The 25,087-nt window shown below is 51.8% G+C and carries 22 protein-coding genes and 1 pseudogene; 14 read left to right on the top strand and 9 right to left on the bottom strand.

Translation table 11 applies throughout. The features are described from left to right. Positions 1-2: 2 nt before the first annotated feature. Positions 3-980: an AraC family transcriptional regulator gene (locus tag BM235_RS12800; RefSeq protein WP_090113447.1), complete on the bottom strand. Its 978-nt coding sequence runs from the start codon at positions 978-980 to the stop codon at positions 3-5. A gap of 146 nt (positions 981-1,126) precedes the next feature. Between BM235_RS12800 and BM235_RS12805 the strand changes: the two genes are divergently transcribed. Then, the gene (locus BM235_RS12805) at positions 1,127-2,542 is read left to right on the top strand and encodes an MFS transporter (RefSeq protein ID WP_090113449.1); all 1,416 of its coding nucleotides are present in this window, start codon (positions 1,127-1,129) and stop codon (positions 2,540-2,542) included. A 14-nt stretch (positions 2,543-2,556) separates the two neighbouring features. Here BM235_RS12805 and BM235_RS12810 read toward each other — a convergent pair whose 3' ends face one another. Further along, entirely contained in the window at positions 2,557-2,946 is a 390-nt protein-coding gene (locus BM235_RS12810) for a hypothetical protein (RefSeq protein WP_090113451.1), read from the bottom strand. Between the two features lie 231 nt (positions 2,947-3,177). On the opposite strand from BM235_RS12810, the gene BM235_RS12815 reads away from it, so the two are divergent. The 5 genes from BM235_RS12815 (at position 3,178) to BM235_RS12835 (ending at position 9,238) form a co-directional block, all read left to right on the top strand. Further along, positions 3,178-4,242 (top strand): LLM class flavin-dependent oxidoreductase, encoded by a 1,065-nt coding sequence (locus tag BM235_RS12815; protein WP_090113454.1) that lies wholly within the window; start codon positions 3,178-3,180, stop codon positions 4,240-4,242. 168 nt (positions 4,243-4,410) lie between these two features. Then, positions 4,411-5,448: a LacI family DNA-binding transcriptional regulator gene (locus BM235_RS12820; protein ID WP_090113457.1), complete on the top strand. Its 1,038-nt coding sequence runs from the start codon at positions 4,411-4,413 to the stop codon at positions 5,446-5,448. A 159-nt stretch (positions 5,449-5,607) separates the two neighbouring features. Beyond that, positions 5,608-6,510, top strand: a complete 903-nt coding sequence (locus tag BM235_RS12825; RefSeq protein ID WP_090113459.1) for a sugar phosphate isomerase/epimerase family protein — start codon at positions 5,608-5,610, stop codon at positions 6,508-6,510. Between the two features lie 26 nt (positions 6,511-6,536). Beyond that, complete coding sequence (locus BM235_RS12830; protein WP_090113462.1) at positions 6,537-7,754, top strand: carbohydrate kinase family protein; 1,218 nt, start codon at positions 6,537-6,539, stop codon at positions 7,752-7,754. A gap of 47 nt (positions 7,755-7,801) precedes the next feature. Continuing rightward, the gene (locus BM235_RS12835; protein WP_090113465.1) at positions 7,802-9,238 is read left to right on the top strand and encodes an L-fucose/L-arabinose isomerase family protein; all 1,437 of its coding nucleotides are present in this window, start codon (positions 7,802-7,804) and stop codon (positions 9,236-9,238) included. A 245-nt stretch (positions 9,239-9,483) separates the two neighbouring features. On the opposite strand, the gene BM235_RS12840 is transcribed toward BM235_RS12835, so the two are convergent. Then, positions 9,484-10,098 carry a TetR/AcrR family transcriptional regulator gene (locus BM235_RS12840; protein WP_255374344.1) on the bottom strand — a complete coding sequence of 205 codons (615 nt, stop codon included), beginning with the start codon at positions 10,096-10,098 and terminating at the stop codon, positions 9,484-9,486. A gap of 42 nt (positions 10,099-10,140) precedes the next feature. Beyond that, positions 10,141-11,619: an NAD(P)/FAD-dependent oxidoreductase gene (locus BM235_RS12845; protein WP_090113468.1), complete on the bottom strand. Its 1,479-nt coding sequence runs from the start codon at positions 11,617-11,619 to the stop codon at positions 10,141-10,143. A 140-nt stretch (positions 11,620-11,759) separates the two neighbouring features. Here BM235_RS12845 and BM235_RS12850 point away from each other — a divergent pair, with 140 nt between their 5' ends. Next, the gene (locus BM235_RS12850) at positions 11,760-12,638 is read left to right on the top strand and encodes an ATP-binding cassette domain-containing protein (RefSeq protein WP_090113470.1); all 879 of its coding nucleotides are present in this window, start codon (positions 11,760-11,762) and stop codon (positions 12,636-12,638) included. Beyond that, positions 12,631-13,317: a hypothetical protein gene (locus BM235_RS12855; RefSeq protein ID WP_090113473.1), complete on the top strand. Its 687-nt coding sequence runs from the start codon at positions 12,631-12,633 to the stop codon at positions 13,315-13,317. Before BM235_RS12850 ends, BM235_RS12855 begins: the two co-directional genes overlap by 8 nt. Positions 13,318-13,598: 281 nt before the next feature. Here BM235_RS12855 and BM235_RS12860 read toward each other — a convergent pair whose 3' ends face one another. Continuing rightward, entirely contained in the window at positions 13,599-14,237 is a 639-nt protein-coding gene (locus BM235_RS12860) for an HD domain-containing protein (protein ID WP_090113475.1), read from the bottom strand. 141 nt (positions 14,238-14,378) lie between these two features. After that, positions 14,379-15,872 carry an alpha-L-fucosidase gene (locus BM235_RS12865; RefSeq protein ID WP_255374345.1) on the bottom strand — a complete coding sequence of 498 codons (1,494 nt, stop codon included), beginning with the start codon at positions 15,870-15,872 and terminating at the stop codon, positions 14,379-14,381. 127 nt (positions 15,873-15,999) lie between these two features. On the opposite strand from BM235_RS12865, the gene BM235_RS12870 reads away from it, so the two are divergent. Further along, positions 16,000-16,848, top strand: coding sequence for an AraC family transcriptional regulator (locus tag BM235_RS12870; RefSeq protein WP_090113481.1), 849 nt, complete (start codon positions 16,000-16,002; stop codon positions 16,846-16,848). Between the two features lie 1,069 nt (positions 16,849-17,917). Continuing rightward, positions 17,918-18,319 (top strand): annotated as a pseudogene (locus BM235_RS12880) (transposase); the annotation flags it as partial. Here the strand turns inward: BM235_RS12880 and BM235_RS12885 are convergent. Beyond that, a complete protein-coding gene (locus tag BM235_RS12885; protein WP_090113487.1) occupies positions 18,319-19,161 on the bottom strand; it encodes a helix-turn-helix transcriptional regulator in 843 nt (280 codons plus the stop codon). The pseudogene BM235_RS12880 and the gene BM235_RS12885 overlap by 1 nt on opposite strands. Positions 19,162-19,280: 119 nt before the next feature. Here BM235_RS12885 and BM235_RS12890 point away from each other — a divergent pair, with 119 nt between their 5' ends. Continuing rightward, on the top strand, positions 19,281-20,213 hold the full coding sequence (locus BM235_RS12890) for an SDR family NAD(P)-dependent oxidoreductase (RefSeq protein ID WP_090113490.1): 933 nt from the start codon (positions 19,281-19,283) through the stop codon (positions 20,211-20,213). 270 nt (positions 20,214-20,483) lie between these two features. Here the strand turns inward: BM235_RS12890 and BM235_RS12895 are convergent, their stop codons facing one another. Next, entirely contained in the window at positions 20,484-20,852 is a 369-nt protein-coding gene (locus BM235_RS12895) for a VOC family protein (protein ID WP_177244227.1), read from the bottom strand. A 156-nt stretch (positions 20,853-21,008) separates the two neighbouring features. Next, positions 21,009-21,764, bottom strand: a complete 756-nt coding sequence (locus tag BM235_RS12900) for a class I SAM-dependent methyltransferase (RefSeq protein WP_090113496.1) — start codon at positions 21,762-21,764, stop codon at positions 21,009-21,011. A 242-nt stretch (positions 21,765-22,006) separates the two neighbouring features. Here BM235_RS12900 and BM235_RS12905 point away from each other — a divergent pair, with 242 nt between their 5' ends. The 3 genes from BM235_RS12905 to BM235_RS12910 all read left to right on the top strand — a co-directional run. Further along, on the top strand, positions 22,007-23,278 hold the full coding sequence (locus tag BM235_RS12905) for an IS110 family RNA-guided transposase (protein ID WP_090113498.1): 1,272 nt from the start codon (positions 22,007-22,009) through the stop codon (positions 23,276-23,278). A gap of 551 nt (positions 23,279-23,829) precedes the next feature. Next, positions 23,830-24,279: a hypothetical protein gene (locus BM235_RS31655; RefSeq protein WP_143106676.1), complete on the top strand. Its 450-nt coding sequence runs from the start codon at positions 23,830-23,832 to the stop codon at positions 24,277-24,279. A gap of 335 nt (positions 24,280-24,614) precedes the next feature. Further along, positions 24,615-25,087 (top strand): IS110 family transposase (locus BM235_RS12910; RefSeq protein ID WP_143106677.1); only part of this gene is annotated, 473 nt, incomplete at its 3' end.

A 25,087-nucleotide genomic window follows, 5' to 3' on the forward strand; every position in this document is an offset into this window, starting at 1 on the left:
TCTCAATCTACCGCAGCGGTTCCGGTCCACGGGACGGCGGATTTTTGCATGGCCTTGATATCCTGAAGCGGCGGCAGGCCGAACAGCCTTCGATATTCCCGATTGAACTGCGAAGGGCTCTCGTAGCCGACGGCCAAAGCCGCCGTCGTCGCGCCCACCGGTCCGCTCAGCATCATGCGTCTCGCCTCCTGCAGCCGAAGCTGCTTCTGATACTGGAGAGGTCCGATCGTCGTGATCGCTTTGAATTTGTGATGCAGCCCCGAGGTGCTCATGTTGCAGGATTTGGCGAGTTCCTCGACGGTGAAGGACCGCGCGTAGTTTTCCTTGATCCACTGAATCGCCTTGCCGACGCCGTCCGCGCGTTGATCGAACAGCACCTTTTGCAAAAACAAATGGCCGAATTCGCCCGAGAGCAGGTTAAAAATCATTTCTCTTTTGAGCAGCTCGGACAGGAAACGCGCGTCGTTAGGTTTATCGATCAGCCTTAGCAGCCTAGCGAAAATATCGAGCAGCTCGGCATCCGATCTCCCGACAAAAGCGCCGGCGTTAAGCCCCTTCTCTTTGGCCCCCGCGTTCATTCCCGCCTCCATGACCACGGAAGCGATCTCCTGCGTCGTAAAATCGATGCGCAGTCCGATATAAGGCGTCTCCGCCGTCACCCCGACGACCTGCGAGGAAGCCGGAATATCGATCAGCGACGCCAAGTAATCGCCCGCCGCGTAATGATACACCTCTTGACCCAAATATAGCTTCTTCTCCCCTTGAAGGATCAGACAAAAAGAGGGCGTCAACACGCCCGGACTTCGCTGCGTTTCCCGGCTGTACTTGACGATGGAGAAATACGGAACGACGGTTGGCGTACGCCCTTCATTCAAAGAGACCCGATGCGTCATGAAAAGGAGCTGTTCAAGCGCCTTTTTATGAATGGACACCGGCTTTTCTGGCGCCTGCGCACGGCGATCCACATCCGACTTCGGCATGCAAGCTCAGCCTCCTTTCTTTCTTTCATTTATCATATTGCAGCTTTAGGCAATTTTCAAGCAGGAACGGTCTACTTCCTTCCTCCGAATCGATCCATAATACAGATCAGAGCCACACATTCTATCGGGGAAAGGAACATGCTTCTATGCAGCAATCCAAAGGCATCGTTTTAACGATTATTATCGCGTGCCAGCTTCTCGTCGTCCTGGACGCCTCCGTGATGGTGACGTCGATCCCGGAGATCGGCCGCTCGCTTCATATGTCGACCGTCAGTTTGACCTGGGTTCAAAACAGCTATATTTTAGCCTTCGGCGGATTTCTGCTGTTAGGCGCTCGGGCAGGGGATCTGCTGGGTCGCAGAAGGATGCTCGGCGTTGGCATCGGGCTTTTTACGCTGACATCTCTGCTTGCCGGCTTGGCGCCGACTGCCGAAGTATTGCTTGTATCCCGGGCATTTCAAGGCTTTGCGGCCGCACTGGCCACGCCGGCTGCGCTGGCTCTGCTGTCGGCCACGTTTACGGAGGAAAAGGAGCGTTCTAGGGCGATCGCGATGTACAGCGCGGTAGCCGGGGCAGGCGGCGGCATCGGCCTTTTGCTCGGCGGATTTTTCACCGATTTTATATCGTGGCGCGTCGGGATGTTTATCAATGTACCCATCGGCATCGTTTTAATGTATCTGACGTGGCGGTATGTGCAGAAGTCGGAGACGAGAACAGGACGGTTCGATCTATGGGGCGCGCTGACGTCGGTCGTCGGCATGACCGCGTTGGTTTACGGCTTTGTCCAGGCAGCCAGCCAAGGCTGGGGGGACGCGGGAACGTGGATTTGGCTCGGCGCGGGGATTGCGTCGCTGACAGCCTTCGTGCTCGTCGAAAAAAAAGCGGCCGAACCGATCGTTCCGCTGCGATTGTTCGCGAATCGTCAGCGCTCCGGCGCTTATCTGGGAAGGTTCCTGCTGGTCAGCGGCAACTTTTCGCTCTTCTTCTTTATCCCGCAATATTTGCAAAATGTGCTTGGCTTCGGGTCGCTTGAAGCAGGCTTGGCCTTCCTTCCCTTTTCCGCGGCCCAATTCGGAATGATGTTCGTGATGCAAGGCCTGGTCCGCCGCTACGGCAACCGGAAATTGTTGATCGTCGGTCTGCTGCTCGCGATTCTCGGGACGCTCTGGATGAGCCGAACCATCGCCGTCCAAGCGGCGTTCTTTCCGGAAATGTTCATCCTGATGGCCGTCATGGGCATCGGCGCCGGCTTGGTATTCCAGCCGCTCACCGCGCTCGGACTCTCGCACGTGGACGCTCGCGATTCCGGAGCGGCTTCGGGCTTGATCAACGTCGCGCATCAAAGCGGCGCTTCGCTCGGCTTGGCGGTGCTCATCACGGTATTTAACGGGGCGATTCATGCCGCTCAGCCTTCCAAGCTGCAATTCGCGCATGCGGTCTCGCATAGCTTGCTCGGATCCGCCGTGTTTCTTGCAGCCGCCCTGGCGGCGTCCATCCTTCTGCTCATGCCGGCACGCGCTTCGGCTCGGGGGCCGAGCCGAGTCAGCGCGCGTCGGCGCTAACCATTTTAGTAGTATCAGAACTGATCCGCGATGTCCGTCCATTCCGTCAAATCGGGCAGCTTCTGAATTCCCCAATAATCGAGAAGCATGCGGATGGCTTCATCCTTGTCCGTCGTCGAATAGCTGTAGTGATTAAAGGTTCCGTCGTTGCGCTCCAGGCGAAGTTCGACGCTGATCCCGCCGTCTGCCTCGGGAGACGGTGCAGCCTGCAAGTAGACGCTTCCGCCAATCGGAATATTGGGCTCGATGACGATAAAGTCATCGGGCTCTTGTTCGAATCCCGCCATGATGTCAACGATGAGCGAAGCCTCTATCGCCTCGTTTTCATAAGCGGCCCCTTGCGTCGTTAGGGTATAGGTAACGTCGTTGCGGTCATTAAATTCCGGATTTACAGTCGAGTTCATCTTTTCTTTATCCTCCTCAAAAGCGATCGTCTATTTCCACGCAGAGATTCTGCATTCATTCGACAACCGCACAGCATAATAAACGAAGCGAGGAACAGCACTATTAACTTACCCCAAATATTGACTCCTTTCCACTTCCATCCAGCTCACGAGCATCATATTTACTTACTATTATTGAGTTACGTCAATATATATAGTATAATAGATTTATCCGGAAGGGAGCGATTCACCATGTCCGATCTAACGACTTCTAAAATGGAAATAGGAATCAGCACTTTTCTCGAAGCCGCCCCGAGAGACGGCGGCGTCACGCACGCCGAGCGGCTGCGGCAGGCGGTCGAGGAGATCAATCTGGCCGAGCAAGTCGGCCTTGACGTTTATGCGATCGGCGAGCATCACCGCGCGGATTACGCGAGTTCCGCGCCGGCCGTCATTCTGGCCGCAGCCGCGGCCACGACCAAGCGAATCCGGCTCTCTAGCGCCGTGACCGTCTTATCCTCCGACGACCCGGTCCGCGTGTACCAGGCGTTCTCGACGCTGGACGGCCTGTCCAACGGACGCGCCGAGATTATGGCCGGCCGCGGCTCGTTTATCGAATCGTTCCCGCTGTTCGGGTACGACTTGAATCATTACGACAGCCTGTTCGACGAAAAGCTGGAGCTGCTGCTCGCGATTCGCGAATCCGAGAAGGTCGATTGGCGCGGCGGCCATCGCCCGGCCATCAAAAATCTCGGCGTCTATCCGCGCGCCGTTCAGGAGCCGCTGCCCGTATGGATCGGGACCGGCGGCAACCCGGAGTCCGCGGTCCGCGCCGGTACGCTGGGCCTGCCGGTCGTCTTCGCCATCATCGGCGGCATGCCGGAGCGGTTCGCGCCGCTCGTCGCCCTGTACAAGGAAGCGGCCGCGAAGGCCGGGCACGACGTGAGCAAGCTGCAGATCGCGACGCACTCGCACGGCTTCATCTCGGATACGACCGAAAAGGCGGCCGACTTGTTCTATCCGTCGACGGCAGCCCAAATGAACACGATCGGGCGCGAGCGCGGCTGGCCGCCTTACACCCGAGATTCGTTCGACGCCGCCCGCAGCCTGCGCGGCGCCCTCTATGTCGGCGACCCCGAGTACGTCGCGGAGAAGATCGTGCTGCTGCGCAAAAATTTGGGTCTTACGCGCTTCCTTTTGCACGTGGACGTCAGCACCCTGCCCCATCGCGAGCTGCTTCGCACGATCGAGCTGCTCGGCACGAAGGTGGCGCCGATCGTACACAAAGAGCTGGCCCGCGAAGCCGCGCAAAAGTAATCGGCGCCAAACGCCTCATAAGCACAAAGACAGACGAAGACCGGGCGGTTGCCGCCCGGTTTTTTGCCGTCCTATTCTAACCATGGCATGTTGACAACCCGTCTAGGTGTCCCTACTATTTAGATCACAGGATACCGACCGCGGACATGCGGGATAAGGAATGGTGAAATGAGCGAAGAACAGGTGCGGCCTCCGGTCAAAGCCACGACGTTAAAGGATATTGCCGAACAGACCGGCTTTACGGTCAATACGGTTTCCCGCGCGCTTAAAAATAAAGGAGATATCTCCGCGGCCACCATCAAGCTGATTCAACAAAAGGCGCAAGAGCTCGGTTATATCGGCAACCTCATGGCCAGCTCGCTTCGTTCGGGCGTCACCAAAACGATCGCCGTCATCGTCGCCGACGTATCGAATCCCCATTTTTCCATCGCCGTCAAAGAGATCGAGCGCGCCGCGCGGATGCAGGATTATACGACGTTCATTTTAAATTCGTATGAAGATCAGGATGTCGAGAAGAAGGCGATCCAATCCGCCTTGTCCAAAAACGTGGACGGCATCATTATTTGTCCTTCTCAAGGCAATGCCAACAACTTGGCGTTTCTGGAACGCACGGGAACCCCCTTCGTTCTGCTGGGTCGCCATTTGGAAGACGATACGATGGACTATGTCGTGAGCGACGACGAAAAGGGCGGTTACTTGGCCACCAAGCACCTCCTTGAGCTCGGTCATCGGGACATCCTTTTCCTGAATGCGCACCGTTCGATCTCCAGCTCGCGCGAGCGTCTGTCCGGCTATGCCCGAGCGCTGGAGGAAGCGGGCATTGCCGCGAATCCCGCGCTCATCCGCGAAGTATCCCACCTCTCCGGCGGCGTCCGAATCGAGCTGACGGAAGTCATCAGATCGAGGCTGCCTTTCACCGCGTTATTCGCCTTTAACGATATGATGGCCTGGGAGGCCATTTTTGTCCTGAACAAGCATCAGATCAAGGTGCCCGACGAGATAAGCGTCGTCGGCTTCGACAACATACAATCGCGATTCTTCATTCCCTTTCCATTGACGAGCGTCAGCAACTCCAAAGGGAAAACTTCCCGCAAAGCGTTCGAGATTCTGTTGAAACGGATCCATAAGCAGAATCCCGGGAAACGCTATCACGAAGTCGTGGATACGCGGCTCGTCGTCCGGGACAGCACGAGATCGCTTCTATAGCGTCGCCCAATAAGATCGTCAAGCGTTGGTTTACAGGGACTCGCCTCCCTGCTAAGCCAACGCTTTTTTATGCATTGACAGCGATTCCAAACTGCTTTAATGTTTACATTATCGTTAATGTTAACGTTAACGTCATCCTACGCAGAGGAGAATCTACACATGGCGCTTGATTTGAAGCTTGGCATCAACATGGGCTTTGCCAATAACAAATACCCCGAGCCCCAAGTTTGGACCCGTATCGTCGCCGAAGAAATGGGACTCAAATACGTACAATTTGTCGCCGACCTGCTTAACGTCTATTTGCCTGACGACATCGTCGAAGAGCAGACCGAGCAGATTATCGAAAATGCGGATAAATACGGTTTGTCGATCACCAGCAGCTTTCTCAGCTCGTTCACCCGGGTGAATCACTTCATGCATCCCGATGCCAAGCAACGACAGGCCTGGCTGGCTTGGTTCAAAAAGTTCGCGGTTATTTCCGCCAGAATGGGCGCCAAGATGACGGGCGGACATCCCGGCATTCTTACTTTCTCCGACTATGACAGTCCTGCGATCCGGGAAGAACGAACGGCCGAAGGCATCAAGTATTGGCAAGAGCTCAGCTGGTTTTGCAAAGATCTCGGCATGACTTGCATGATTTTCGAGCCGATGTCCATTCCCCGGGAGTACGCCAATACCGTCGAGGAGACGCGAGAGCTGCTCGCCAGGCTGAACGATGGAGCCGGTATTCCTTTTAAGCTCTGTCTGGACCCCGGCCACGCGCCGCATCCTGACGATCGCGATCCGTATCGTTGGATTCGCGAGCTGGGCAGCTTGTCCCCCATCATCCACCTGCAGCAGACGGAGGCCGGACATAGCCGGCATTGGCCGTTCACGAAGGCTTACAACGACATCGGCATTATCCATGCGGACAAAGTGATCGAAGCGCTCGAAGCGTCCGGCGCGACTGAAGCGGAACTTATCTTCGAAATTTATCACCGCGAGGCTTGGTCTACAGAGTTTAATATTATTCCCGACCACCAGGAGTCGGTCGCTTACTGGCGGCAATACGTCAAGCAATAACAGAAGCAGCCGAAGGAGACCAAAAAATGGCGGAAAACGGCAACGACGCGCCTGCGACGGCGGATGTGCTTGTATGCGGACATATCTCGATCGATATTATCCCTAAGTTTCTCCCTGGCGAATCGGATCGCGGCCGATTGACGCCCGGCTCGCTGATCGAGGTCGGCGAAGCGGAATTTTGCACAGGCGGGGCTGTATCGAATACGGGGATCGCCCTGCATCGGCTGGGTACGAATGTACGGCTTGCCGGGAAGGTCAGCGACGATTTTTTCGGAAGCCTGACCCTTAAGCTGCTTGGGGAAGTTCATCCTTCGCTTACCAAGGACATCGCCCAGGCTGCAGGAGAAGCCAGTTCGTATACGCTGGTTATCAATCCGCCCGGAACGGACCGTACTTTTATTCATTGTCCCGGCACCAACGATACGTTCTCGGCGCGAGATATCGCTTGGGACAGGTACGGCGGGGCGCGCCATTTCCATTTCGGCTACCCGCCGCTCATGAAGGGCATGTACGACGACGGCGGCGACCGGCTGACCGGCATCTTGAAGACCGCCCGGGATCATGGGATGACCGTTTCGCTGGACATGGCCATGCCGGGAAAAGGAACTGCGGCTTATGCGGCCGATTGGACCGGGCTGCTGTCCAAGGCGCTTCCCTACGTCGACGTGTTCATGCCAAGCCTTGAAGAGATGCTCATGATGGTGAACCGAGATCGATATGAGCGAATGGCCTTAAAAGGCGATCACCTTTGCGAATCGATATCCGTAGAGACGATCCGGGCGCTTGCCGCAAGCCTGCTTGCCATGGGCTGCAGTGTCGTCGTGCTCAAACTAGGCGCTTCGGGCTTGTACATGCGCAGTGCTGCGCAACTGTCTTCTATGTTCGCGGATCGGCTGCCGCCCTCAATGGGAGAGGCCTGGACCGACCGAGAGCTATGGGCGCCTTGCTTCCGGACTGCCGTAGCGGGTACGACGGGGGCCGGCGACTGTACGATCGCCGGCTTCATCCAAGGTCTGCTTTTGCATCATGGACCCGAGGAAACGATGACGGGCGCAGTGGCGGTGGGCGCCTGCAGCGTCGAACATCTGGGAGCTACGAACGGGATTATACCGTGGGATCAGGTTCAGTCAAGAATCCGTGCAGGCTGGGACCGGCTCCCCGTCGGCAGACCGCTTGCGGGCTGGCGCTGGGAAGAGAAAACCGGGACATGGACGGGACCTGAAGATCGCCGCGGCAACGCATAAAGGAAAAGAATCATATTCTGGGATTTTATCCATCGGAGGAACGGGCTATGGCGCAAAAACAGATCAAACGGACGAAGCTAGGCGTTATCGTAGGCAATCGGGGCTTCTTCCCCGGCCATCTGTGCGAGTCGGGGCGAACGGAAATTCTCCGCGTACTGGAGGAGGAAGGCATCGATGCGGTCGTATTAGATGTCGCGGATACGAAATACGGCGCGGTCATGACGCTGGACGATGCCAAAGCCTGCGGAAATTTATTCAAAGCCAACCGCGAACATATTGACGGCATCCTCGTCACGCTCCCCAACTTCGGGGACGAGAAAGCCATCGCGAATACGATTCGCTACTCTGGCCTGGACGTACCCGTACTTGTCCATGCCTTCAATGACGACATGACGAAGATGGGCATCCAAGACCGTCGCGACAGCTTCTGCGGGAAAATGTCCGTGTGCAACAACCTGAAGCAGTATGGGATTTCCTTTTCCTTGACCACCTTGCATACCGTAGATCCGTCGAGCGAAAGCTTCCGCAAGGATCTGCGCCGCTTCGCGGGCACATGCCGCGTCGTCCGGTCGCTCCGCCACGCCCGTCTGGGCTCGATCGGCGCCCGGCCGGCTTCGTTCAATACGGTTCGGTATAGCGAGAAGCTTCTTGAGCGCTCCGGCATTACGATCGAGACGCTCGATCTGTCCGAAGTGTTCGGCCGCGCGAATAAACGCAAAGATAGCGATCCAGCCGTCAAACGCAAGCTGGAGGAAATCGCGGCGTATGTCGACGTGAAGGGATTCCCCCAGGACAACCTCTTCCGCATGGCGTCTCTAGGCGTTGTCGTCGAGGAATGGATGAACGAAAACGACCTCGCCGGCACTGCGCTGCAATGCTGGACGTCCATGGAGGAGTACTTCGGCATCGTGCCCTGCACGATCATGAGCATGCTCAGCAGCAGCCTGATTCCCAGCGCATGCGAGGTCGACATCACCGGCCTGGTCGGCATGTACGCGCTCCAACAGGCATCGGGCAGACCGAGCGCGCTGCTCGATTGGAACAACAATTATGGGGAGGATCCGGACAAAGGCGTCGTATTCCACTGCAGCAACCTGCCGAAGGAAGTCTTCGAAGAAATTCATATGGACTACCACGAGATTTTATCCGGTACCGTAGGCAGGGAGAATACGCTCGGCACGATTCAAGGGCGGATTAAAGCGAGTCCCTTCACGTACTGCGGCATCACGACCGATGATTTGAACGGCGGCATCGCGACTTATACAGGCGAAGGAATATTCACCCGCGATCCGCTGCTGACGTTCGGCGGCTACGGCGCCGTCCAGGTGCCGAAGTTCCAGAAGCTGCTTCGTTATATTTGCGAGAGCGGCTTCGAGCATCACGTCTCCTCCAGCATGTCGTCGGTCGCGGATTCTCTGGAAGAAGCGTTCGGCAAGTATATGGGCTGGAAAACGTATCGGCATGGGGCTGAGAATCTATATTAACTGAAAGGGCACGGACCTCCGAGGGCGAGATTCCAGCAAGTTCTGCTTGCTCGCCGTAATGTCGGAACAGCGTCTTTTTGCTTAAGCCTGCTGCTTAGGCGATCTCCGGCAAAAATCGATTGCATTGTTTATCACACAAAATGGGTGAAGCAATGATAACATCGCTTCACCCAAATCCATTGATCTGCTGCTTCATCAAATGCCTATTTACCGTTTGCTCGTGATATCCATCGATAGAGTGGCCCTTAGCGATCTCGGACGCGCGGACCCTCTATAATTCGCATGAGAATATCCGCATCCGGCATTTGATGATCGTCATCGATGGGCATGTTGAGCGTAATCAATGCGGATAAAAGGGTCAAGAAGGCGGAAATGAGCTTGCGGGTATCCCCTTGCGCGATATCTCCCATCCGCTGCCCTTCCTCGAACAGAGGAAGCAGCTGCTCGATATAGCGCTTCGCGGTAAATTGTTGCAGCAGTTGTTTGGCTTCATCCGGCACGTCTTCGGCGGTATTGGCGTGCTGAATCAGCTTGAATGGAAATTGCGCGCTCTCCTCCTTCAGAATGCTTGCGGTAAAGGTGCGAAGTTTGTCAAAAGGGGAACCGGGAAGATCGTAGATACTCTTCATCGCCTGGGCCGTCTCCTCGGCAACTTGCCGAATTAAGGTGATGTACAGTTCTTCCTTCGATTCGAAAAAGCGGTAGAGCTGACCGGCGCTCAGTTCGGCTTCTTCGGCGACCATGCTCATCTTGGCTCCATGCAAGCCGCGCACGGCAAATACCTTTAGGGCTGCTTCTACGATTCGCTGCCTTTGAGCTTCTCGCCGTTTAATCAATTGTTCTTCGGATAAGGGCGACAACGGTTAGGCACTCCTTTCAGCTTAGATACTTGCGATAACGGATCAACTCGAAGGCATAAGTTGGTCCAATGCAGCGAAGGTGGCTCCCTCAAATGAAGGGATCGTTTGCGACAGTCGCTCAACAAGCGGTCGATCCGACTCCTCGATCCAGCGGTCCAGCCATCGCTTAGCTTCGCCGGAGCCGCCTGCAGCCGTCATGGCTGCCACCATGTCCGCATTAAATAATTGTTGCGGGGATAAGAACAAAGAGTTGATGAGCCAATATAATCCCGATATACCGTGATTGGCGTTTTCCGTAGACCATTTCAGAATATGATCGAAATAATTCTGCGCGAACGCCAAGCCTTGAATCGGCTTCGCACCGAAATATTCCACGCCTTTCCACCGCAGGTCGGACACGACATTTAACCACCAGGCCGCCTCAATGCAATCCTGCATCCGCTGAAGGACATCAAGCTCGAAGCGAGGTTTGGGTTGATTCAACTGACGCCGAACACACGCTTCAAGGATCTCCGCTTCAATCGCAGCCAGCGTCATTCCTTGGCCGTAAACAGGATCAAGTTGGCAGAAGGCGTCTCCCATGATCAGCAGTCCCGACGGCCAATGCTGCATCTCTTCAAAATGCTGCCTGGACAATTCAAGTAACCTAAATCCGCGCGGTTGCCCGATCGGTTCGAGTCCGTTCAACGCATCATTCAATAGCGAATTCCCTGAATGGCGTATTTCTTGTTCGAATAACGCCGGCTCGGTGGAGGGATATCGGCCATTTAAGTTCCAGAGTACCATTTCTGCGATATCGTTTTCAATGATCGAAAAAGCGCCTGCATGCGCTGCAGCAAGAGGATCGCCCTCTATACGAATCATATCCAACGCTTCCTTGCGCCCGGCTGGGATGCGGTAACGGCGAGTACTATAACCCAGATCGATCTTTAATCGCTCAGGCTGAGGAACTTCGTACCCGAGCTCCGAGAGCCATTGAACGGTTTTGGAGAATCGTCCGCTAGCGTCGATAATCAGATCTGCCGTCATCGTGAACCGTTTACGATCGCCCGATTTACGCTCCCTGATTACGATGCCGGTTATCCGAGAGCGATCTTCGGACGTTTGAAGCTGCGTCACTTCGTTCAAATCAAGCAAGCGAACATTTTCAGTCCTTCGAATATAGCCTCGTATGGCCCATTCGAGCAGGGCTCTGCTGAAAGTAGCATTGTGATTTTGTTCGACTGCGGCCATACAGCCGTAGGGGTTAAAGAGATGCGCGCATTTCCCGCGAGTGGGATGAGCCCCGTTTTTAATTAATTCATCGATAAAGTCAGGGAATAAGCGGTTTAGAATCAATCTGCTGCGAGGCGTGAGACGGTGCGGCTGAAAGGCCTGAGGCGTTCCGGGACGATTTTCGGGTTCCTGAGGAAAAGCGTCCCGGTCCACGATCACAACCTCTTTATAAAATCCTGATAGCACCTTCGCTGCCAGCAGTCCGGCGATACCCCCGCCAATAATAATTGCGCGTTCCGTGTTCATAAAGTCATTCCTCCTCCTTGATTTATTCTCATTTTCGTTTTATATTTTAAGAATGAACGGTTCATTCTTAAATTAATCGATTTGTTTGGTACTGTCAAATCTTTCGAAAATCTCAAGGATAGGGTGGTGGGTGAGCGGAAATGAGGACAATTCTGGCTTGCACGAATTTAACGAAGAACTACGGCAAACACGATGCCGTCCGAAATCTCGAAATGAAGCTGAACGAGAATACCATTTATGGACTCCTCGGCCGCAATGGCGCCGGTAAAACGACCTTACTGAACATGATAACAGGCTGTCTATTCCCCAGTTACGGCCAAATTGAAGTTGCGGGTTTTTGGCTTAAGAAAGGGGAGACGCCGCAGGATGTTTGCTATATCCGGGAAAAGAATCTGTTCTTTGGCGGCGCAAAGGTCATGGAGATCCTTCAACTTGCATCTGTGTTTCACAAAAATTGGGATTGGTCCTTCGCACACGAGCTGCTTAGAATGTTCAACCTCAATCCGAATAAGAAAATCCGCCAGCTCTCGAGAGGAATGGAATCCCTGGTCGGAAATATCATCGGTCTGGCAAGCCGTGCGAGACTTACGATTTACGACGAACCGGTACTTGGTCTCGATGTACTGATGCGTGAAAGGTTTTACCGTATCCTGGTCGAGGATCATGCGGAACACCCGCGTACGATTCTGTGCTCGACCCATCTGATCGACGAAATAGCGATGGTCATTCAACAGGCCTATATCATGGATTCCGGCTCCATTCAGTTACACGACGAGGTAGACAACATCCAAAAACAGTCTCATTTGTTGAAGGGGGACCCGGAAACCGTTGAGAGCTTCATTTACGGCAGGCAGGTCATCTATCAAGAGACATACGGCAAAGGCCTTCTGGCTGCGGTCTATGCAACGCTCGGCGATTCGGATCGACAGCTGGCTAATGAACTCGGCATTTCCATCGAAAGCCTGCCGCTTCAGAAATTCTTCTCCTACTTGATCGAAGGGGGACAGCGAATTGAATAAAACGAGCGTACTGTTGAAGGCATCCTTTCTGCAACTCAGGCTCTATCTGTGGATTATTTTAGGCATACTCGCCGTAAGTGTCACTACGGATCTAATCATCAGTCTCGCGATGGGACCGGGAGAGAACGCTTCGGTGTCGGCCGGAAATTTGCTCAATGTGTTCTTGATCTTTGTGGGCAGCGTCCTTCCAGCAAGCTTTTTCAAGCGGCTACTTCATTTAGGCGCAACTCGTAGAGAGTACTATGTTGGCGTCTTATTGGTCTATGCGGTATCGGCGGCCTTCTTCGCCGTACTCAACATCGTTTGGTTCCAACTGGAGATACACGTGATTCGCAATTATGAGCATACGTTTAACATTCTCGAAATTTTTCACTGGGATCAATTCGGCATCATCGGAATGTTTGTGTACCAGTTCGGGGCATATCTGTTGCTGGTGTCGCTTTTGAACTTATTATTCTCCGGACTTCGCCATGCTGCGGGCTGGACGATCTGGGCAGTCTTTATTGCGGCGATACCAGTCTTCACGTCGATCGCGCCGCTTCGGAGTAAACTTGTCGATGGAATTCTGACACTGCTGTCCAATAATTCCCTTGTGCAAGGATTCGGATTGACATTCGGAGTGGCAAGCGTGCTTCTCGCCGGCGGTTGGTGGTTTACAACGAGGCGCTCCTTCATGTAAGCCGCAATATAAGCAGAGCGAGAAAGAAGTATGATCCTCGGCCTGTTGTTTCCAAGTTATAAACACAATTTGGGTGAAGCGATTTTAATATCGCTTCACCCTAAGGGCTGCCCCTTCCCGCTCTCGCCTTCCCGGACAAGGCGTCGTTTTTGGACTTGTTCCGCAAACCGGCCGAGCGGGAAGCCAGCGAGAGCCGGACGGCTTCCGTCATCGCGTATATCCGCTCCGATTATACGGCCTCAGCAAGCTGCGGATCGAAGCCAAAGGCAGCCGAGCGTCCATTACTCATCCCATTTGGAATGAAGGACATGATCGCAAAAGTTGGGACGCTTAAATCCCGGAAGAAGCACTTCGCACACGTCGGCGTTTATCGTTCCGTACGTAGTTTCCGGTTTGTGTTTAAAGCCTTCCAAGAATGCATGCAAAATGTTGTGTTTGAACTGATTTCGAGGAAAAGCCTCGACGACTTGCTGCCGCGCTTCTGCTGAGATGAGATCGAAGTTCTTCCCGACCACGTCGTAACCGACGCCAAAATTCATAAGCGCCACTTCGGTTTCCTTGTATTCGGCGATTCCGATGGTCGTATGCAGGGCAACAGCATCCCATACAAGGCGAATGGCGTTTTCCGGAACGCCGCGACTTTTAAGAAAATCGCGGGCAGCATTAGCCCCATCGACCTCAAAGCGTTTGTCCTCGCTCCTGTATGCGGGAGTAAGGCCGAGATCGTGGAATAGCGAACTGATATAAAGCAGTTCAGAATCGTATTTGATTTGATTCTGGTTACCCTTCATCGCCGCAAACAGAAATACCCGGTTCGAGTGGTTCCACAGCAGGTCGTCGCCATGCTCACGCAATAATTCAGCGGCTTCGACGGCTAGTTTACTATCGGGAATCTTTATATCGGCGATTAAATTCGACATCGTTTTCTTCCTCCAGTTTTGTTGGTTTTGTTGTACATCAGTGAAGACAATTGAAGGGTTATATTTGTGACAATAGTATACGCTTCGGCATACAGAGAAAAACCCGGCCTATGGAGGCCGGGTTTTTACGCGAGTAAGGGGCTATTCCTCGAGTTCGACAGCAAGCACATGGACGTACGACGTCGGCCGCTTGTCAGGCAGGCGCACGATCAGCGTTCCGTAAGGCTGTTCGAAAGGAACCTCCCCGGCCCCGAGCAGCCTCACCGACTTCACCTTGTCCGCCTCCGTCAAAGTGCGAACGATCGCTTTTCCGTCTTCGGGCCAGCGCATCTGGAAGGCGTACAGGACGTTACCGCGTCGCGTAAAACGGAAATCCGCAGGCGTCCAATCGACAGCGTCCTCCTTAAAATGATCGATGACGACGCTTGAAGGCCCCTCGCCGGAGTCGCGAAACGGGCGCGTGCCATAGACCGCTTCCTCGTTTACGCTTCTCCATGCGGCCATTTCCCGAAGCAGATAGGTGCATTCGTCATCCAGCGTGCCGTTCGGCTTCTGCGGGATGTTGAGCAACAGATTCCCGTTCTTAGAGATGATGTCCACCAAAATTTCAATGACATGCGCAGGCGTTTTATAAACTGCGCGGACGTTATAGAACCATTCTCCTACGCAAGTATCGGTCTGCCAGGGCTCCGTCTTGATGTCGCTTTCTTGGCTTCGTTCGATATCCAGAATGCCGATGGAATATACGCTCTGCCGCCGATCCTTCTGATTGTATACCGCCTGGTTGACGCCGCCGTGCAGGCTCGCGCTCTTATTGTACAAGTAGGCGACCGCCTCCAAACCGGCTTCGAACCTTGCCGCACCGTCCGATTCCGTCGGACTCTCCCCGATTCTCCCGAATGGAAGGGCCCCGTCGGAATACAGCAAATCCGGTTCATACCGATCGATCAGTTCTTTCATGACCTCCAGCCAATGCCGGTGCCAGCTTTCGTTCGGCGTATACCAAGGGTCCAGGTCCCACATGCCTTTGTTCGGGTCATAGTGCTCCCGATTGGGCAAGTATAAGTCTTCGAAGGCCGGGTCGTTGCCGTCGTAGGGAACGTTAGCGTATGGTCCCTTTTTGTCGCTGCCTTTGTTCGGCGCGTACCAACTGTAGGTCGCCCCCATATGCTCGGTCAGGCCGAAAGGCAGTCCCTTTTTTATGGCCGCGGCCTTCCACAAGGCCACAATGTCCTTTTTCGGCCCCATTTGCACCGCATTCCATTTATGCCATTTTGAATCATAATTAAAAAAATTGTCATGGTGCATCGCCTGCGCGACAAAGTACTTGGCGCCCGCTGCTACGTACAATTCCATTAAAGCTTCGGGATCGAACTTCTCGGCCTTCCAAAGCTGTACGATGTCCTTGTATCCGAATTCAGAGGGATGGACGTACACGCGAGCGTGATAACGATACTGTTCGGTATCTTCCATGTACATAAAGCGAGCATACCAGTCGCCGACCATCGGGACCGACTGAGGCCCCCAATGGGACCAGATGCCAAGCTTGGCATCTCTGAACCATTCCGGACACTCGAACGTCCTTAAGGAATCGAAGGTCGGTTTAAACGGTCCATTTTCAAAATCAGCTTTCAATACAAGCACCTCCGGCTATCCGCTTCAAATTAAGACAGCCCCATGGTAGCATCCATGTGCTATCCTGAAGAAGATACAAACCTAACTTTTGCTTGTATAAAACTAACCATCCGTGCAGGTGAATCATATGAATAACGGACTTGCTCGCAAGCGGCTTCTGCAGATGTACCTGTCCAACTTGCAGGTTAACGTGACCGCGTTAGGATTTAATCCGGTCTGGTCCGATTGGCGCGACATCGATTATACGCCGGACTATAACAAGTTTTACTTCATTTCGGACGGAGAAGGCTGGCTTAAAATCGGCGACCAGGAGCTTTATCCGAAGCCGGGCCAGTTGGCCCTTATGCCTGAAGGTATCCGACAATCCTATTCCGCCATTAACGACAAGCCTTATACGAAATACTGGTGTCATTTTACCGCGAAGATCGGAACGATGAACTTGTTCGACTTGATTCGTCTCCCCTGGATGATCGACGTACCGGTGAATGACGACCTGCCCGCGTATCTGTTTAAAGAGATGCTCCGTCTCGAACGCACGGACTCCCTCTCCTCATCGCTGAATCTGAACGCTTGTCTGTTGAGGCTCGTCGGATACTTCCTCGACCGGTCCGTTCAAATCGACATTCAGCTCGCGCACGCCGAAACTTCCGACATACTCCGGGCAGCGCTGGCTTACATCGACGATCATTTTCAGCGGAACATTACGATTCAGGAGCTGGCGGATTTGACGCATATGCATCCCAATTACTTTATTCGCCTGTCAAAAAAACATTTCGGCACGACGCCGATCCAATACGTCAACCGCAAAAGAATCGACAAAGTAAAGTGGCTGCTCGCTTCTACCGACCTAACTTTATCCGCGATCGGCGAGCAGGCGGGCATTCCGGATTCTTCTTATTTGTCTAAACTATTCAAGTCGACGACCGGCCTCTCTCCGACGCATTACAAAATGCTCGCCGGACAGAAGCGCATTTGAAGAGCATGCAGGAGTTAAAAAGAGAATAGTGGGTTTCAACACGCCGCCGGACACTTCGACCAGCGCCTCGATCACTTCCGGATCGGATATGATAACGTGCAGAGCTTTATTCGTCAGCAAAGTGAACGGGGTTGACACCCGGTCGATTCCGCAAAGAAAAGGGCGAGTAACTGTCATACTTGACCCCGATCGAGCTGGCTTGACGTGTCTCTTTTGTACTGCAATGCATCATCATCTTCAAAACGGTCTTGCAGAGCGCCAAAGCGGCCGTGCCTTATCTTATAATTTGAAGGTTTTAGCAGTGTTGTTTGGATATTAAAAGTTGCGTGTAATTCTGTTTTAATAAGTTAAAACTTGGAGTGCATACTGTGGTATCTAAAAGTAATGAATCTCCTCTTACTCTCGTAACCTTGGAAGCTCGAAAGGAAGAATTGCAAAAATGGATTTCATTTTTTCAAAAGTCTAAAGACGAGTATAGAGTACGACAATATCAAAAATACCTGACCGATACCCTGCACGCTATTGAAAACTGCAAAAAAAGTTAATCGTTGTCATAAAAAATTTCACTTGATCATGAGCGTTGTTGGGCTATTCTTCTTAAGATGACCTCCCATTGACTTTAATGAAAAAGCCGTTTTCCACAAATGCCCCATTCTGACATGGGGGTGTCCGCTGCGCTCCCGATCCAGCCATCCATCGTCCTGTTGTTCCTTTCGTTGTGCCTGCTGTTCCGAGTTGATCTGCTGAATAGGTGCATCCATCTCCATCGGTATATGAAGAATTACCGCCCACAACACTTCGATATACCCTTTGGAGCGGCTTCGCCCCGACCAGCGTAAACCGGGAATCATTACGAATAGTGCACTTTTGCCATTAGACCATCTAAGGTGTTAATCTCCGGTTAGCTGAAAAGCCGGGATCTCGTCGGCAGGATGTATAATTAATCTTTCGTCTCCCGTTAGGATTCCTGTAGAGCGTTAATCTTGCGCTTTGCACAAAAACGAGCGCCCTTGGTAAGATGGGTTAGTCACGGGTCATAGCCCTTTAACCATCTTAAGGAGGTCGCTCTATCTTTAAGTTTAAAGCTCAAACTAAACAAAATCAACTACTCGAACGCATTTCACCCCAGCACCTTGTCGTCGGAATCGACATTGCTCAGCAGTCCCATTTTGCACGCGCCGTCAACTTCCGAGGGATTCTGCTTGGCACGCCTCTTCACTTTTCTAACGACGACGCCGGCTTTAACCTTCTTCTGAATTGGATGAAAAATCTGCAGGAGACGCACCAATTAAACGACGCCATCATTGGTATGGAACCCACTGGCCACTATTGGCTTAGCCTCGCTGCCTGGCTCAAAGACCGCAACCTCGAGGTCGTGTTGGTAAATCCTCATCTCGTCAAAAAGAACAAGGAAAACCGGGACAATACACCTTCTAAAAGCGACGTCAAAGATGCCTTTGTTATCGCCGATTACAAACTTTGATTCATTAAAAATTGAATGATTTTTTCTTTGGCACCTGTGCCCGATTGCGGTGTAAACACACTCATTCGTAAACTTGTATGATCGGCAACCATAAAACTGGTTTCCTCAAAATTCAAGTGTCCTAAACTTGGGTGAATAATAGTCTTCAGTCGACTATTCTCTGCTTTGACATTGTGCAGAGCCCACCATAATCGAAATTCATTGCTTTCGTTTTTAAGTTCATTCACAAGTTGCTCGACCCAAGGATCGTCTACTAGTTTACTATAGACAGTTCGGAAGCTGGCAACCATTCCTTGGGCGGCAGTGGCCCAGTCCGTAAACGTCTTTTTTATTTCTTCATTTGTAAACATAATACGCAACATATTGCGCTTATAAATATCAATACTACTGTAGTCCAACGAGAGCTTTGAGGCAGCTTTATTCCATGCAACCACATTCCAGCGAACATCCATAATCGTTGCCGGAGAATATTCAAGGCTGTCTAAAACATGCTGCAGCATCGGATCGACAGCCTCCATGTAGCCTGGAAAACTTATTGGCGGTGCCTGCCCGGCAAGTGTATAGAGATGCATCGTTTCTTGTTTATCCAGCTTTAAGGTTCTTGCTAAACTATTAAGCACTTGTACAGAGACTTGTATTGGACGTCCCTGCTCTAGCCACGTATACCAGGTTAATCCGATTCCTGATAGAGAAGCAACTTCTTCCCGTCTTAGACCCGGAGTGCGGCGGTGAGCTCCTTCGGGTAGTCCAACCTGTGAGGGCAAGATCTTTGCTCTGCGCGTTTTAAGAAAATCTCCGAATTCTTTGGATCTGCGTTCAGCGTTATCCATCGCATTGATTTCCTCTCTTTTCTATCCTGGTAGTAATGATACCCGTACAGATTCACTCCTATTTCAATTATAGATGAAGTAATAAGCTTAATCTCAAATCGTTACAAAAAGGAGTCATTATGAATAAAACGAAGCATACCAAACAAGCATGGATCATCACCGGGCCTACGTCAGGTATCGGCCGTCGCACTGCTCTAGAACTCGCGAAACAAGGTACCGTCGTGTTGGTAGGCCGCGACCCCGACAAGCTCCGTGCGCTTAAATCGGAGATCCATGCATTGCCAGGCGGCCAAGCTTTATCAGTCGTATGCGACTTTTCCGACATTCGAAGTGTGCACCGAGCAGCAGCAGAGATCATCGCCCTTATGCTTCCAATCGCCGGCCTGGCTAACAATGTGGGCATTATGCCCTTGCGGAACGGGCGAAGCGCGCAAGGTTGGGATCTCGCTTTCGCTACAAATCACCTTGGACCCTTCGCATTTACGGAGGCGCTTATCCCACATTTGCCAGACGGCACAAACGTGGTGTTCACCTGCTCGGGAGTTGAGGACCCGGCGCGCAAGCCTGCGGTTGCCGCCGGGTTCCGCGGCGGACGCTACATCTCTGCCGAAGCGAGCGCACGCGGCGAATGGAAATCCGGCGGTTCTAAGATGCCGGGCTATGATGCTTATGCAACCTCCAAGCAGTGCAATCTCGCGACGGTTTTCGCTTTCGCACGCGAGGTGCCGCGTCTGCGATTTAACGCAGTTGAACCGGGTTTCAACCCCGGCACCGGTCTTGGTCGTGATGCGAATGCCATCCTCCGGTTTATCGCAAAGTATGTAATGTCTCCACTAGCTCCCTTTATCAAGTACTGGAGTACACCGAAGCGCGCCGGTCGAGTTATAACCAAGGTCCTGACCGACAAGTCTGATGCATCCGGTGTGTATTATGACGAGAACGGAAGGCCGATGCTTGCTTCCACACAAGTACGCTCAGATGATTTTATCAATCGAGTCGTAACTGAAACACGCAAGCTGCTGTCCACTTTTACCGAGACTCAAGTCAGGTGAGATAGCGGCTTCCCCAATAGCACTGGTGCTCATGTATTGTTCGCAACCCTTATGAATTAATGTTCCTTCATCACCCATAGCTGCATATTTTTTCGCCGCCACTTGTGGCACGGTTCACCGCGATTAATCTTCAACTAACCTGCCAGTTAGCTGAATAGCCTGCCGGATCTTGCCGGCAGGCTGTGTAGTTGAACTATCGTCTCCCGTAGGGAAACAAATCAATCGCCAATAAACCGCCCCTGCGGCCTTAGAACTGCGCACAAGGTATTGTTAAATTCTCGATGTTATCCTCAAATAATATCCATCAGGATCCAATATTCTAAAATCGGTTGTACCCCATGGTCTTTTCGTTAATCCTGTATGAATCGGATAATCACTATCTTGAAATTTTCTGAAGTAGTTCTCAATTTCATTAACCTCCAATACTATTTCAACACCAACACCCTTTCGCTCGGAACCAGTTGCCTGCCTTAAATAATGATTGTCATCAAGTTGGGTCATCGCACCTAATCCAATGATAGAACCACCATTTCTCACTGATATGTATCTCTCAGTTTCTTTTTCTTTTAGAAACCCTAAAACTTTTGTGTAAAATTCAGCTGATTCTTGCAAATTTGATACAAACAATTCTACTCTCATAAACAATGGCGCACCCTCCTTCCGTAGGCTCCTTATCATCTGAGCTGTTGCTCCTAAACTTCCCTTTACTTCAATAAACGAAGGCAACTGATCGTGTGTCCAGCTGCCTTCGTGTCAAGATTGAGCTATCGTCTTCCGTTAGTTGAACGTGGCGCATTATTTAGTGCACTTTATAATAAAAGCAGGAGGAATTAATGATGCCTTTTTATGTGTGTACCACACTGCAGGATCTCCCGATTTAATTTCCTCTTGGATGACAACATCTTCAACTACCTTTTCAATTTTAAAGCCCGCTTGAATTAGCTCATTAATATACGTGCTGAGTTTCAGTTGATTCATTATTGCCGGACTATCCCATGGTTCACACTGTTGAAGACCTTCCTCATGGTACGACTTACCGATCACTAGTTCTTCACCCTTCTGTTCAATTCGACTATGAAGCGGATGCTCCCAGCTAAAGATAAATATTCCACCGGGTTTCAAGTAGCTGTAAACATTCTGGAGTGTCTTTCGCAAATCAACAGTCCAACCAATCGCATAGATCGAATAAACGATATCGAAATGCTCGATTGGGATGCCAGGATTATGTTCCATCGCTCCTTGAAAAAGATTTAATTTTGTTTCATAGTCCGAAAGCAGATTCCGTGCAGTTTCGATTTGGGTATCGGATAAATCGATCCCCCAAAGCTCTGAGGCTCCATATGAGTCCATATACTTTAGAGAGTGTCCACTTCCACAACCGATTTCCAATACCTTTCTATCAGTAAGATCACCAAATAGGTTTAATTCGTTCTCTGTGGGTAGAAATGGTCCGTAAATAGGAAGTGCGGTCCTTCCATAAAAACGTGGAGCTGCTTCATCCCAACTTTTTTTATTGGATAATATATAGTCTTCTTTTATGGATTCCAACATGGAATATTTCCTCCTGGCTAAATGTAATATCCAATCTATTCCACGTGCTTATTGTGTTATCCTGCCATTTAGCTGAACAGCCTGCCGTATCTCGCCGGCAGGCTGTATAATTGAACTATTGTTCCTCGTTAGGATTCCTGTAGAGCATTAATTTTGCGCTTTGCACAAAAACGAGCGCCCCCGGTAAGATGGGTTAGTCACGGGTCATAGCCCTTTAGCCATCTTAAGGAGGTCGCTCTATCTTGAAGTTTAAATCCCAAGCCAAACAAAATCAACTGCTCGAACGCATTTCAACCCAGCACCTTGTCGTCGGGATCGACATCGCCCAACAGTCCCATGTTGCGCGCGCAGTTAACTTTCGCGGGATCTTGCTTGGCACTCCTCTCCACTTCTCTAACGACGATGCCGGCTTCAATCAATTGCTTCAGTGGATAAAAGATCTGCACAAGACGCACCAACTCAACGACACCATTATCGGCATGGAACCAACAGGCCACTACTGGCTCAGCCTTGCTGCTTGGCTTAAGAATCGAAGCCTCGAGGTCGTGTTGGTAAATCCTCATCTCGTCAAAAAGAACAAGGAAAACCGGGACAATACACCTTCCAAAAGCGACGTCAAAGATGCCTTTGTTATCGCCGACATGGTGAAAAACGGCTACTACACTTTCATCAAGGAATCCAGCGAAGTGTTCATGGAACTGCGCGTCCTCATGGCGAACCGGGAGACCATCATCCATCGTCTCGTCAGCGTCAAGAACCAGATCCACCGTTGGGTCGACATTGTGTTTCCAGAGCTGCGGCAGGTGTATAAGCACCTTATTGGCTCTGGGGCGCTGGCTACACTGCGTCTCTTTCCAACGCCTGCCGATCTTCAAAAGCTCACCGTTCGCCAGGTAGTCGACGGCTGGAAAACGGTCATGAAGCGGCACAGTGGTGAACGAAGAGCTGGCGAGTTGCTAGCGCTGGCAGCGCGCTCAGTCGGCGCCAAGCATGCCGAAAAGGCCTACAAGCTTCATCTGCAACAGCTACTGGCCGAATATGATCTGGCTATAGAACAGCTGCAGGTAATCGAGGATGAAGTCTCGGCTGCACTGGCTCGGATCCCACTGGCCAAGCCACTGCTGGCGATAAAAGGCTTGAGCACACTGGCAGTTGCCGGTATTCTGGGTGAAGCTGGCGACCTTAGCGGCTACGCACATGGAAATGCATTGCTGCGGCATGCCGGCCTCAACCTAGCTGAGGCGAGCTCAGGCAAGTGGAAAGGTCAGATGTCCATTAGCAAACGGGGCCGACCGAGACTTCGACATGCCCTGTTCATGGCAACCATGGCCCTCATCATGAATGATGAAGCGTTTAAACGACAGCACGAAATGAATGTAAAGACGAAAAGTATGAAGCCCATGCGCTCAGTGATGAAGCTCTGCGGCAAGCTTGCTCGCCTTCTGGTTGCCATGGCACAGCGTGGCGAAGCTTACGAACCAAAGCGTGCTCTTCCTATGAAACAAACTGCTTAACCGCTTTTCAATTGGCACGAAAACTGGCTTATTCGCAGGGTCTCAAGATTGCACGGAGTACCGGATTGCGTTGAACAAAAGGGCACAGACCCGTACCGTTAGGATAACCGGCCTCCACCCACCGGATAGGCGTGACGAAGGAATGAAAGGGCATGGACCCGTCGAGAAATGGGAGTGTAAGCCTCCGGAGGTACGTGGAGTAGCGTGCAGCAGAACATTAAAAAGAGGAGCGAAAACTCGCCCCTTCTGTTCCCCCATGCATTTTGGTAGCCGGATTTGACGGTACATAGCCCCTTCTATCCGGATAGCCATTTATCCATTGGTGAGATCCTGCGAATAAGCGAGCATTCGTAAGAAAACTACATTTTACCGAGGGAGTTCAATCACCAAGCTAGTGTTCGTATTATCTTCAATTTTTCACAACGAAATCAGCACATGCACAAGTCGATCTCTGCTTGTACGCATACGATAATGAAATGCCATGCAAGGAAAGTTTCAATGCAATAGCATTCTCAGATTGAGCCAAGCCAGATAAGTAGGAGGGACGAGTAGTGTCCATTCAATTTCTTGATTTACGAATCTCGGAGGCTAGAAATAATAGCTCAGGTACTTCTCCCGTTCCGACTACGCCTACTCTATTTGGAGATATCGGTCTTCAGACGGCAGCCGTTGTCGGAACAGCTAATCAAAACAATGTAAGAGTAGCCTTGTGGGGAACCGTAGGAATAAGTGCAGCAAGCGCAGGCTTGATTACAATCACTGTAGAAAGAAACAGCGGAGACACGCCAGGATCAGGCTCATTGATTTACACATTAACTACCGGTTTAGCCGCTCGCGAATTTATTACTTTTCATGCTGGCGACTTCCCCCCTACAGCCGAAGTAACGAATCAAATCCGTTATACAATGTTTTTAAGTTCATCCGTCGCAGGCATGAACCTTGATGGGCCTATCAGTTTTGGCGGAATTGCAGCAGCAGGAACAACAGACGGTTCACCATAGGCGGGTTCAAGTGCCTAGGGCCAGGAGATGGACCACCAAGTCATCCATTCAACTGATTGCAGGTAGCCGTGCCTATTGCGCTATCCTGCCAGTTCGTATTATGAGGTCACCAGATGTTTCTGGTCGACCTCATTTTCATGTGGTCGTAAGATAGCGGTAGCCGGGGATCGAACGTTTCTGCCCGTGGGACTCGGATCCCGAGAGCTATTCCGTTCATCCCCCTACTTGTTACACCATGCTTAGGCTAGTTGGGGCTCGACCCCGAATCACATGCGATGATGTGGACGACAAGAAGGTTAGGGGCTGCCGGCGAATTCGTAGTGAGGAGTGGTTATATGAATCCGGTCATTGGACTGGATGTATCCAAAGGAGAAAGTCACGCGCAAGCCTTTGCCGAACGGGGCATGCCGCATGGTAATACGTTTCGGTTTGAGCATAATCTTGAGGGGCTAGCCTCGTTCCTGACCTATGTACAAGCCCTCGAATCGTTTACCGGAAAGCGGCCGGCCATTGTTCTTGAAGCAACAGGTCACTACCATAGCCCAATCGTTCAGTTTCTGGACAAGCATCAATATTTGTATATCGTCATCAATCCGTTAATCTCACATCAGGCGAAAAAGACAAGTCTTCGTAAAGTAAAGACAGATGCAGCGGATGCCTACCAGCTGGGGGAATTGTTCTACAAGGAAGAACTTGAACCGTATAAGCGGCGAGGACAATTCTTGATGAATTTACGCTATCTGACCCGGCAGCGCGAATCATTAACGGATATGTATGTGCTGGCCAAGCTGCAATTCCAGGCCGTTCT

The organism is Cohnella sp. OV330, assembly GCF_900112065.1.
Lineage (GTDB): Bacteria > Bacillota > Bacilli > Paenibacillales > Paenibacillaceae > Cohnella.

Coding starts and splice junctions, on each gene's coding strand:
- BM235_RS12800 (WP_090113447.1), bottom strand. CDS start 980: ATGCCGAAGTCGGATGTGGATCGCCGTGCGCAGGCGCCAGAAAAGCCG.
- BM235_RS12805 (WP_090113449.1), top strand. CDS start 1,127: ATGCAGCAATCCAAAGGCATCGTTTTAACGATTATTATCGCGTGCCAG.
- BM235_RS12810 (WP_090113451.1), bottom strand. CDS start 2,946: ATGAACTCGACTGTAAATCCGGAATTTAATGACCGCAACGACGTTACC.
- BM235_RS12815 (WP_090113454.1), top strand. CDS start 3,178: ATGTCCGATCTAACGACTTCTAAAATGGAAATAGGAATCAGCACTTTT.
- BM235_RS12820 (WP_090113457.1), top strand. CDS start 4,411: ATGAGCGAAGAACAGGTGCGGCCTCCGGTCAAAGCCACGACGTTAAAG.
- BM235_RS12825 (WP_090113459.1), top strand. CDS start 5,608: ATGGCGCTTGATTTGAAGCTTGGCATCAACATGGGCTTTGCCAATAAC.
- BM235_RS12830 (WP_090113462.1), top strand. CDS start 6,537: ATGGCGGAAAACGGCAACGACGCGCCTGCGACGGCGGATGTGCTTGTA.
- BM235_RS12835 (WP_090113465.1), top strand. CDS start 7,802: ATGGCGCAAAAACAGATCAAACGGACGAAGCTAGGCGTTATCGTAGGC.
- BM235_RS12845 (WP_090113468.1), bottom strand. CDS start 11,619: ATGAACACGGAACGCGCAATTATTATTGGCGGGGGTATCGCCGGACTG.
- BM235_RS12850 (WP_090113470.1), top strand. CDS start 11,760: ATGAGGACAATTCTGGCTTGCACGAATTTAACGAAGAACTACGGCAAA.
- BM235_RS12860 (WP_090113475.1), bottom strand. CDS start 14,237: ATGTCGAATTTAATCGCCGATATAAAGATTCCCGATAGTAAACTAGCC.
- BM235_RS12870 (WP_090113481.1), top strand. CDS start 16,000: ATGAATAACGGACTTGCTCGCAAGCGGCTTCTGCAGATGTACCTGTCC.
- BM235_RS12885 (WP_090113487.1), bottom strand. CDS start 19,161: ATGGATAACGCTGAACGCAGATCCAAAGAATTCGGAGATTTTCTTAAA.
- BM235_RS12890 (WP_090113490.1), top strand. CDS start 19,281: ATGAATAAAACGAAGCATACCAAACAAGCATGGATCATCACCGGGCCT.
- BM235_RS12895 (WP_177244227.1), bottom strand. CDS start 20,852: ATGAGAGTAGAATTGTTTGTATCAAATTTGCAAGAATCAGCTGAATTT.
- BM235_RS12900 (WP_090113496.1), bottom strand. CDS start 21,764: ATGTTGGAATCCATAAAAGAAGACTATATATTATCCAATAAAAAAAGT.